The sequence below is a fragment of the Nitrosomonas communis genome, assembly GCF_024102715.1.
Lineage (GTDB): Bacteria > Pseudomonadota > Gammaproteobacteria > Burkholderiales > Nitrosomonadaceae > Nitrosomonas > Nitrosomonas communis_B.
Genome location: NZ_JAGFJM010000010.1, coordinates 1 through 10,125, shown reverse-complemented (window position 1 = coordinate 10,125; position 10,125 = coordinate 1). Strand labels below are relative to the sequence as shown.

The 10,125-nt window shown below is 46.0% G+C and carries 10 protein-coding genes; 8 read left to right on the top strand and 2 right to left on the bottom strand.

Annotated elements, in window-relative coordinates; all coding sequences use genetic code 11:
• Both J5I83_RS01685 and J5I83_RS01680 read left to right on the top strand, forming a co-directional pair.
• The coding region (locus tag J5I83_RS01685; protein WP_304052783.1) for a virulence-associated E family protein at nucleotides 1-1,476 on the top strand (1,476 nt) is incomplete at its 5' end.
• A 544-nt stretch (nucleotides 1,477-2,020) separates the two neighbouring features.
• Nucleotides 2,021-3,205, top strand: a complete 1,185-nt coding sequence (locus J5I83_RS01680; protein ID WP_304052782.1) for a site-specific integrase — start codon at nucleotides 2,021-2,023, stop codon at nucleotides 3,203-3,205.
• 33 nt (nucleotides 3,206-3,238) lie between these two features.
• On the opposite strand, the gene J5I83_RS01675 is transcribed toward J5I83_RS01680, so the two are convergent.
• Complete coding sequence (locus J5I83_RS01675; RefSeq protein WP_304052781.1) at nucleotides 3,239-3,376, bottom strand: hypothetical protein; 138 nt, start codon at nucleotides 3,374-3,376, stop codon at nucleotides 3,239-3,241.
• Between the two features lie 507 nt (nucleotides 3,377-3,883).
• Here J5I83_RS01675 and J5I83_RS01670 point away from each other — a divergent pair.
• The 5 genes from J5I83_RS01670 to J5I83_RS01650 all read left to right on the top strand — a co-directional run bounded on the left by J5I83_RS01670 (nucleotide 3,884) and on the right by J5I83_RS01650 (nucleotide 9,258).
• Nucleotides 3,884-4,897, top strand: a complete 1,014-nt coding sequence (locus J5I83_RS01670; RefSeq protein WP_304052779.1) for a hypothetical protein — start codon at nucleotides 3,884-3,886, stop codon at nucleotides 4,895-4,897.
• 419 nt (nucleotides 4,898-5,316) lie between these two features.
• The gene (locus J5I83_RS01665; protein WP_304052777.1) at nucleotides 5,317-6,309 is read left to right on the top strand and encodes an alpha/beta hydrolase; all 993 of its coding nucleotides are present in this window, start codon (nucleotides 5,317-5,319) and stop codon (nucleotides 6,307-6,309) included.
• Between the two features lie 258 nt (nucleotides 6,310-6,567).
• Entirely contained in the window at nucleotides 6,568-7,950 is a 1,383-nt protein-coding gene (locus J5I83_RS01660; protein ID WP_304052775.1) for an SLC13 family permease, read from the top strand.
• A gap of 276 nt (nucleotides 7,951-8,226) precedes the next feature.
• Complete coding sequence (locus tag J5I83_RS01655; RefSeq protein WP_304052774.1) at nucleotides 8,227-8,631, top strand: DoxX family protein; 405 nt, start codon at nucleotides 8,227-8,229, stop codon at nucleotides 8,629-8,631.
• Between the two features lie 96 nt (nucleotides 8,632-8,727).
• Nucleotides 8,728-9,258 carry a cell wall hydrolase gene (locus J5I83_RS01650; RefSeq protein ID WP_304052773.1) on the top strand — a complete coding sequence of 177 codons (531 nt, stop codon included), beginning with the start codon at nucleotides 8,728-8,730 and terminating at the stop codon, nucleotides 9,256-9,258.
• A 336-nt stretch (nucleotides 9,259-9,594) separates the two neighbouring features.
• Here J5I83_RS01650 and trbK read toward each other — a convergent pair whose 3' ends face one another.
• Complete coding sequence (gene trbK, locus J5I83_RS01645; protein WP_304052772.1) at nucleotides 9,595-9,792, bottom strand: entry exclusion lipoprotein TrbK; 198 nt, start codon at nucleotides 9,790-9,792, stop codon at nucleotides 9,595-9,597.
• Nucleotides 9,793-9,999: 207 nt separating this feature from the next.
• Here trbK and J5I83_RS01640 point away from each other — a divergent pair.
• On the top strand, nucleotides 10,000-10,125 hold a 126-nt coding region (locus J5I83_RS01640), incomplete at its 3' end, for a transposase (protein ID WP_369683378.1).

The following is a 10,125-nucleotide window of genomic DNA, read 5'->3' as shown; positions in this document are numbered from 1 at the left end:
TCATCCGAAAATATTGATGAGCAAGAGACTGTAGAAAGATCCGTTTCAGAGTCGACTAAACAACTGAATCAGTCGATCAATTCCGGAAACATAGCGACTAGTTCGCAAAAGAAAACCGCCTCTGTTTTCAGTGATCCCGATGCAGATATTGAAAAATCACCGCGTACCAGTGGTGACGTGAAAACACATAAAACGGCTAATATATCCACGCTAGATAAAGCCAAACCGTTGTCTGCAGATTCTTTTCCTGACAGAACGCGCGAAGGGAATCTTGTAGCGACGATACCAAATCTGAAACACTTACTCAAATCATACGGAATCAATGTTCGTTACAACACGATCAAAAAGAAATTGATGATTACTATCCCAGGCCATTCTGGCACCGCAGACAATGCGGATAATGTCAAATTAACCTCGATTAACAGTCTTGCGACGCTCAATAGTATTGCAATTGGTCAGGTACTAAGCTATCTAGAGGCAATCGGTGATCAGAATCAATATAATCCCGTGGCAGTTTGGATCACTAGTAAACCGTGGGACGGCAAAGATCGGTTGGTTGCAATCTGTGACACTTTAGTTGAACGTGAAGGGTACCCTAAGGCGCTCAAGCAGATATTGGTGTATCGCTGGTTGATCAGTGCTGTCGCCGCGGCGTTAAAGCCAAATGGATTCAAGGCTCGTGGTGTTTTAACTCTCCAAGGTCCTCAAGGTATTGGTAAAACATCATGGATTTCTGCGCTCGTACCCGAATCTTTACTGCGGGAAGAGGTAGTGAAACTTGACCACCACCTGGATGCTGGCAACAAAGACTCAATTATAACGGCTGTCAGTCACTGGATTGTTGAGATCGGCGAATTAGATAGTAGTTTCAGAAAAGATATTGCTCGGCTAAAAGGATTTCTTACCAGCGATTACGACAAAGTCAGACGTCCTTACGGTAAAACTGATTCTGAGTATCCCAGAAGAACTGTATTTTGCGCGACAGTAAATGAAAACGACTTTCTGGTTGATCCGACGGGTAACTCACGCTGGTGGACAATCCCGATAGTAAAAATCAATTATCAACATGGTATCGATATGCAGCAGGTATTTGCACAGCTGGCAGTTGAATATGAAGAAGGCGCACAATGGTGGTTGACCCAGGAAGAAGAAAAGTTGTTGGAGCAGCAAAACAAAGATCACCGGGCTATCAGTGTCATACGGGAACGTGTACTGGATATGATAGATCTGGATCGGATCAATGAGGGAAATTTACCAGCCATGGCACCCATTGAACTACTATTAGAAATTGGGGTAAATCATCCTACTAATCAGCAATGCAAAGAATGCGCTTCTTTATTAAGAGAACTCTTTGGTGAGCCTAAAAAGATCAAAGGGCACAATAAATGGCGTGTTCCACTGAAAGAAGATAAGCTTAATGATAAATTATTTGGTAAAACACCTGGTACACAAAGCAATGATGAAGATAAATTTTAATAGATAATTTAAGCGTTGGGTGTGTAGGAGCGTCAGCACCCCTGCCACCACCCTGCCACCTATCTCACGACATGAAAATGCAATAAATATCAAATGGATAGCTATAGGTGGGTGGAGGGGGTAGGAGATTTTGAAGATTTTGCAACTTGATGTATGGGAATCACGTGTAGAGAAGTCTCCCTCGTGTAGCACATCGTCGCGAGCATAGATTTTACCAAACTGCTCCCACCACCCCCCACCTAGAGAAAAGCGCTATGTTATCAATGTGTTGACAGGTGGTAGCAGGGTGGTGGGGGCACCGCGTACTACGCACTCATCCGAGTGCTAGTGATACTGTACTGATATCAGTGAGTTAGTTGGGGGTAGGTGTAAAGAAACAGGAATCTACAACCCCGGAGAACTTCAAAATATCAATAAATAGCTATTGAGTAAGTCTAGTAACATCAAACTGAAATAACCCACCCAACCCGACCGGCACTTGTCTCCCTCAGGCAGGTGTCGGTCTTTTTTTTATCCAAAATTCAATACCACAGGAGACCCCGCCATGCCTATCATCAAGCTTACCCAGCAAAGCATCAGTAACCTGCAATGCCCAGAAGGTCGATCCCGTATCAGTTTCTACCATGCTGACTTGCCTTCATTTTACCTTGAGGTCAGAGCCACCAGCCCTGGCCAAGGCACTTTCTATTATCAATACAGGGATCAATCCGGCAAGACCCGCCATCAGAAATTGGGCAGAACGACAGAGATCACGCTATCTGAAGCGTTAAAGCAAGCCAAAATACTCAAAGCGGAAATCGCATTGGGCCGTAATCCCACAAAACAAGCCGTGATGAGCTATACGGAGTTCTTCGAGCAGCATTATCTCCCTTACGTCAAACTGAGGAAACGCTCATGGAATCGGGATGAAGAGCTCTACAGATTGCGTATCAGGCACGTATTCGGCAATAAATACCTCGACCAGATCACCCGCCAGCAGATACAAGCCTTTCATACCGCATTGAAAGCAGCAGGGCTTGCCGCATCGACATGCAATCATCACGTGAAGCTGCTCAAGTATTCCCTCAACCTGGCAATCAGCTGGGAGATGATGGAGGGCCCAAACCCGGCTGCAAAAGTGCCGCTCTATCACGAAGACAACAAGGTCGCGCATTACCTGAATGATACCGAACTGGAGCGACTGCTGTCAGTATTGCATAGCGACAGAAACCGCATCGTATGTCAGATCGCATTCCTATTGCTGAGCACGGGCTGCCGTTTGAACGAAGTGCTTTCCGCTAAATGGAGCGACATCGATCTGGAGAAGAAAATCTTCCTGGTTCGAGCCACCAATAGCAAATCGAAACGGATACGCGCCGTACCCCTCAACGAGAGCGCCATAGAAGTACTGAATCAGCTGGACACCCGTGGACAGTTCGAGTATGTCTTTATCAATCGTCATACCGGAAAGCCCTATACGACAATCACCAAGGTATGGGCGCGTTTGCGAAAACAGGCTGGATTGGAACATCTACGCCTGCACGATCTTCGGCACCAGCACGCGTCAATGCTCATAAACAGTGGCCGTACCTTGTATGAAGTGCAGCAGATTCTGGGGCATTCTGATCCCAAGGTCACCATGCGCTATGCTCATTTGTCGACCAAGACTTTGCAGGAAGCATCCAATTGTGCATCGGCCAAAATCAAGAAGGCCATGCAACCCAAGGAGGCATCCCCAGCTGAGACCTGAGTCGCGCCGGTGGGGTGGGGGGTATCGTCCGGCCTACCTCGCACGCGTAGTTGGCCGCTGTGGGGCCGTTTTGGGGGCGGGATGGCTACCCCCATCCGGTACCTCCACGGGGCCGCCTGGGGCAAACTTGGGCCGTTTCTGCCGGTTTTTCCCGCCTGTGCTCGCTGTCATTGGGTTTCAGGGAGGGGGGCGATGTTCGGAATCAGTTCGGTGGAAACTGTCGTAACTGCATGTATTGTATGAGAAAGGGTAGGGAAGAAGTGCCACCAAGTGCGGTTGATTCTCGGAATGAGTTCGGTTTTCTTCAAGCACATCAATACTTGCAGAAAAATAAGTTTGGATTCTTCGGCTATTTGTAGGCACAGATTACTGATCTCCGGACTGTTAATCCGCAGGCCCCAGGTTCGAGCCCTGGTCGGGGAGTCATCCTTCCCCGTCGGATGAATTACTCAATAATCTAACACCTGCCGATATTTTTTATGGCCATGATCAATCTATTTTGGATGAACGAGAGAAAATAAAATGGTGAACATTGGTTATGTGGCGTCAAATGTATTACGCTAACTAATTAAATAATTCCTGGTGAGCTAAGGTGCCTCTTAATTCAAATAGCCAGAAGTCTCAATTGCTTTGACGACATACAACTCTCTACGCAACCATTGAAGGAATGGACTGATTATGAACAGAATTAATTCAGCAGTACCCGGAAATATAACTGAATATAACCTAAATTGGCCAGGCTCTGTACGTGGCTCAACACATGAATTAGTGATTGATGAAGAGCATATCTACGTTACTGGGCAAAACATGCATCAAATTGCTAAATGCGATTATGAAGGGCAGGTCGTCGACTACTACAAGATGCCGGATGGCAGCGGTCCGCACGGCATATTATTTGATAAACGAGGGCAACTTTGGGTTTCGCTGGAGTTTTTTGGCTTGGTCGTTCAATTGGATCATCAGGGAAAAATTGTCAAAGAAATTGATGTGCGCTTATTTGTGCAGGGTGCGAGATCGCCGATTAATCCAGCCCCACACGGTATCAGCTTGGATGCAGACGGAGAAACTATCTGGTTTACTGGCAAACGTACCAGCACAGTGGGTAAGATTAATCCGGATGGCAGTGTAGAGCATTTCCAGCTGAACAATCTGGCTGCAATGCCCATATTCCTATCTGCCGGAGCTGATGGAAATATCTGGGGAACTGAATTGCTCGCTAGTGCCATTTTAAATGTCTCTCGTGATGGAATTGTAAGAGAATTTTCCATACCAACATCGAACAGTAGACCTATTGCAGTCATTCCAGACCCATCGGGGATGTTCATGTGGTTTACTGAAGAAGCTGGAGTTAAGATAGGCAAGATCGATTTGTCCGGCAAGATTACTGAATATCCCGTTCCCGCTTTGCAGAAGAATGACATACTTGCATCTCTGGTATTCGACTGTGACGACAATTTGTGGGTGCAAGTCTATGTGGATCAAAACAATCCCAATCCATCAGGATATGACTATATCTTGAAGTTTGATAAATCCATTCGACATATTGACGGCTCTGACATTGCCGGAATTCCATTTAGTACGCACACCCTCCCCAGCAGAGGAACCATGATGCATCGGATTAAAATGGACTATAAAGGTAATTTATGGTTTACAGAAATGATGACGGATAAGCTCGGCAAAATAACGTTTTGATCGATTTCTTAACCGTGTAAAAGCTCGGCTGGTGCGGAAGAGAGTGTCGATCAAGTTCATTCTTTCTTAAGGGTGCTGAGACTGTTAGTTCGCCTGTCACTGGTATGAATCAGGGATGAGGAGTTATCAATGGGTAATCTGGTGTTCTATAGCGATATTATCGGAATACCACGATAGGAATGTCTGGGGGGAGCGTTGGACTTATGTTTTTGCCTCCAGGTTGGCGTCCTGTACCTTTTGTATGGTGGTGGGGTGCAATGAATTCATGGGTAACTCAAATAACCAATTCATTCATTATTGACGCTCAAGTTGTTTAACGCTACATTCATCCCATAGGAGGACGATCTAACAAAATTATCCTGTACATGGTTCTTGTACCTATATCATAGATTGATAACTCAATTCTAGGGGGTTTCGAGATGCTGGTGATTACAAATCGTGCGCTTTCATCAAAGCTGCAAGCAACTGGCGTTGATAGTGATAAGGCTTTTGGAGAGAAGCAAAACAGTCTGGGCATCAATGAAATTAGACTTGCTCACGTTTACCGCAAGAATAAGAAATGGGAGGTAAAATTGGTGCCCGAGCAGGATGAAAAAGAACGTACGGATGCTAACCTCCCCAGTCGAGTTGAGTTCAATAAGACAATCGCACGATGTAAAGAAAACGGACGCGACTGTCTGATCTACGTGCATGGCTTTGGAAAGAGTTTCAAGGAAGCCTTGGAGCAGGCTGAGTACATCGAAAAGTGTTACAACGTAGAAGTGGTAATGTTTACATGGCCAACCAACCCAGGCGGATTCGTAACTATGGAATATCGTGACGTGAAGCGTATTGCCTTGGCGTCGACTGGAGCTTTTGACCGAGTTATGGAGCGCATTGGTAAATACTTGAGTGAACCTGGCTTCGATCGTTCGTCGTTATTGAGCTGCGGTGTCCACCTCAACTTGATGACATATAGTATGGGTAACTTTTTGCTCCAGCACTATGTACTGAGCGATTACTATGGTCGCGAAACAGACATGTTTACTAATGTCATCTTGTGCCAAGCCGATTGCGATAATGTTGGGCATGAAGCGTGGCTGCACAAGCTTATAGCTGGACAGCGTATCTATGTGACCATTAACGAGAAGGACAAGATTCTCGGTTGGTCGGAAGCACAGAATCAGCGTGACCGCCTTGGTCGCACCGCAAGAAACCTGATTGCCTCTAACACCATCTATGTTGACTTCACAGGTGGCGAGAATGTTGGTAACACACATCAACTCTGGGGAGAGGTTGACCACGACACAGTCATCAGCTTCTTCAGTGCTTGCTTTAAAGGCGAACGAGCAGAAGAATTATCTGGATTTTCCTACGATTCACGGATGAATGCCTATCGGATTCAACGCGACACGAAAAAAGTTAAACAGTAGTGGCATGCAATCGGGAATTATTGTGCTGTTTGCATGCCAGGAAGTGACAAATCTGCATATAAAGAAGGTGTTGAGTCGTCAAGGTATGATAAGTAACTCTTACGATAATACCTTAGTATGCGCTCTCAATCAGTAGCATTAAATACACTTTGCTAAATCCAGATGATCCGTCTAATAGCTGGTTGCTCAAAGTGTTGCTGAACGCCTTATTGTAGTGAGTGGTGCTGCCGCCACTGTTCATTTCTTAAAGCAAACTCGATGATGATTGCTATAAATCACCAATGGTCGTTAGGGGCGGGACCGATTTTGGCCGCCGTGATGGGAATGATCATGCACCAGTTTGGTTGGGGGGCGCCAGCTTGCTGGACGGGGACGATTGCGATGTTGTGTGTGGTGTGGTGGATCTTCGAACCGATTCCGATTCCTGCAACCGCTATCATTCCGTTAGCGTTTTTCCCACTCTTTGGTGTTTTGCCACAAGACAAAATTGCCGCATCGTTTGGCAACGAATTGATTTTACTAATGCTCGGTGGATTCATTCTGTCCGCAGCAATGGAGCGTTCCGGTGCGCACCGGCGCATTGCGCTAGGATTAGTCAATATCATCGGAGGGCGTAGCAGCCGTCGTATTGTGTTCGGGTTTATGGTGGCGACTGCGGTATTGAGTATGTGGATTTCTAATACCGCGACTGTGTTGATGATGCTACCGATCGCGCTGGCGGTGATCGCGCAAAGCCTGGATAAAAAACTGGCGCTGCCATTGTTGCTCGCGGTTGCGTATAGCAGTAGTATCGGCGGCCTCGGTACGCCGATCGGTACACCGCCGAATCTGGTATTTATGCAGCAGTACGAAAAATTTACCGGTAACACTGTCAGCTTCACACAATGGATGAGCTGGGGATTGCCGGTTGTGTTGATGTTTGTACCGCTGGCCGGATTGTGGCTGACACGCAAACTGGATTATCACGGTGCATTGGTCATTCCGCCTGCAGGCGACTGGCGGCCGGAAGAGCGTCGTGTGCTGATCGTTTTTGGCCTAACAGCACTCGCCTGGGTGACCCGTCTCGAACCTTTCGGCGGCTGGAGCACGTGGTTTAACCTGAAAGGTGCGAATGATGCAATCGTTGCATTGGTCGCGGTAGTGGCTTTATTTCTGATACCAAACGGTCGTGGTGGTAAATTAATCGACTGGGAATCGGCCGAGCGTGTGCCATGGGGTATTTTGATGCTGTTTGCGGCTGGCATAGCGATCGCACAAGCGTTCGTAGAAACCGGCCTATCGCGTGCCATTGGTGATCATCTTACAATGCTTGCCAGCCTGCATCCGCTGATAATGATCGCCACCATTGCATTGATCGTCACTTTCCTAACTGAAACCACCAGTAACACCGCAACTACGGTTTTGTTGATGCCAATCCTGGCCTCCGCCGCGCTCGGCTTGGGTCTTGATCCAAGTCTATTGATGGTGCCTGCCGCGATGAGCGCAAGCTGTGCTTTCATGCTACCCGTCGCCACCGCACCAAATGCGATCGTATTCAGCAGTGGTCACATCACGATCGCCAATATGGTGCGGGAAGGATTGGCGTTGAATTGTATTGGTATAGTAGTAATTACGTTGGTTAGTTATTTTTTGGTAGTTTAATTACGCATATACAAAATCTTGACGGTAATGTTATTTATTTCACAAGATACGAACCCGGTAATTTATCGTCAGAGGATCTCTACGTCGTGTAGCTACGCTGTTCGTCTCAGCTGAAATTCTTTTTTTGGGTTCGGATAAAATCGGTCAAACCATTTGCAGTAAATCCAGGCAGTTTATTTGTTTTCTACAAGCCTATATTGTCTCTTGAATGGATTAACCCTCTCCACGATGGTATATTCGAACATAGATACAGCCCTGTTCAAGGAGGAGAACATAATGAGCTTTCCATTTCAGAGTGATGCGCTAGGTAAATTAACTTTACGTCTGACGGTAGGAATACTCATGTTATTCCATGGTGTACATAAGATATTTAACCCGAGCGCTCTCGATTTTATTAGGAAACAACTTGCTAGCATTGATCTGCCCCAGGTTCTGGCTTACGGCGTTTATTTGGGAGAAGTGATTGCGCCGCTCATGGTTATTATTGGAATTTTTGCTCGGTTTGGCGGTTTACTCATTTTTGGTAACATGATATTTGCAATAGCGCTTGCACATCGTAGTCAATTATTTACATTAACAAATACTGGCGGCTGGACGCTGGAATTGCAAATTTTCTTTTTACTTACAGGGCTTGCGGTATTCTTTCTTGGGAGCGGTAGAATTGCCGCTAAACCAGACTAGAAACGGTCGGCTTTAAGGTAGATTGATGGGAATTAAACTCGAGTACTGCCAGATCAGATCTGGGTTAGTGCAAAAAAAGAATTTATTTTTCTTATAATGGGCGTTCATTCACAAATTCTGGTTTCAAGCCTGGCAGCGCTGTGCGCATTGGATGACGCTACGTCGGCGCAAGTGGCAAAAGCATCCCGGCAGAATGCTGTGTTCGACTGTAACAAAGCGCGCCGGGATGCAATATCCTGCTTGGCCTGCAACATTTACTTTGAGGCACGTGGTGAATCGATGAGGGGGCAGACCAAGGTCGCAAGTGTGACGATGAGGCGGCTTGTCAGTCCAGCCTATCCGAGGACCGTGTGCGGAGTGGTCTGGCAACCATACCAGTTCTCATGGACTCACGACGGCAAGACAGACAAAGTATACGATGGGGATGCATGGGCCAGGGCGCTGTTCCTGGCTGGGACAATGGTTTCCGATTACCGGTCAGGAAGCAAAACCAGGAGCTATGCTGATACTGGCAAGGGGATGAATGGAGTACTGTGGTATCACAGCAAGAAGGTCAAACCAAAGTGGTCACGCAAAATGCGTCGCTACTCCACTGATGGCGAGCATATTTTCTACCGCAAGCGTTAACAGGAGTATTACAGCAGCATCCAAAGCGACTTTGCTGGAAATTCATTTTTCTTTTCATTTGGATGAATCGTATTTCTACTTAGAATTTGTTGTTATACAGTGTGCTTTTTATGTTTTGATGTGGACATAATAGAAAATGGGGATGTGGCAGTTTAGTGCCAGACCTTACATTTGACACTCTTTTTCCTTCTTTTCAATCTTCTTATGTCAAATGTATGATCTGACTAAAGTCTGCTAAAGCTGGATCTGCTACTCATTGAAACTGAAATTAATCTCAGTTTTTTCAAAGTGTCAGCAACCATTTCCTGAATTAGACTTGAATTTCTAATGGTACTTTTAATTTTCTTTTTTTAATGCTTCACATTTATCGAGAAATGCTTGCCGTTCAGCTTCGTTGTTTTTAAAAGCTGTAAGTGCTTTCTCCATTCCCCTTCCCGAACAATTCACTGCATCAGCTTCGGGAAGTCCTCCGTCGCAACCGATTAGAGCGATGCTAAGGCCAATAATACAAATGACGTTATATTTAGAATTCATCTACAATTTTCCTCTATAAGATAAGAAATTCACTATGGCTTAATGTATATACTAGATTTCTCAATTGCTTGGTGTTGGTCAGCCACACGAACCTAACCATGCAATTCTACCTGAATCTTCACGGTCTGTGACTTTTGCAAAACGCTTCCTTTCTAAGAACCTGTTCAAAGTCTTTTGGTTTGACAGAAAAAGTGTGATACTTGCAGGATGAGAACACGTTATCCAAGTGATATCAGTCGCGAACAGTTCGAGCAGATCCGCCCACTGCTGGAAAGTGCGCGCAAGAAGACCAGTCCACGTCGAATCGATTTGTACGAAGTATTTTGTGCGGTG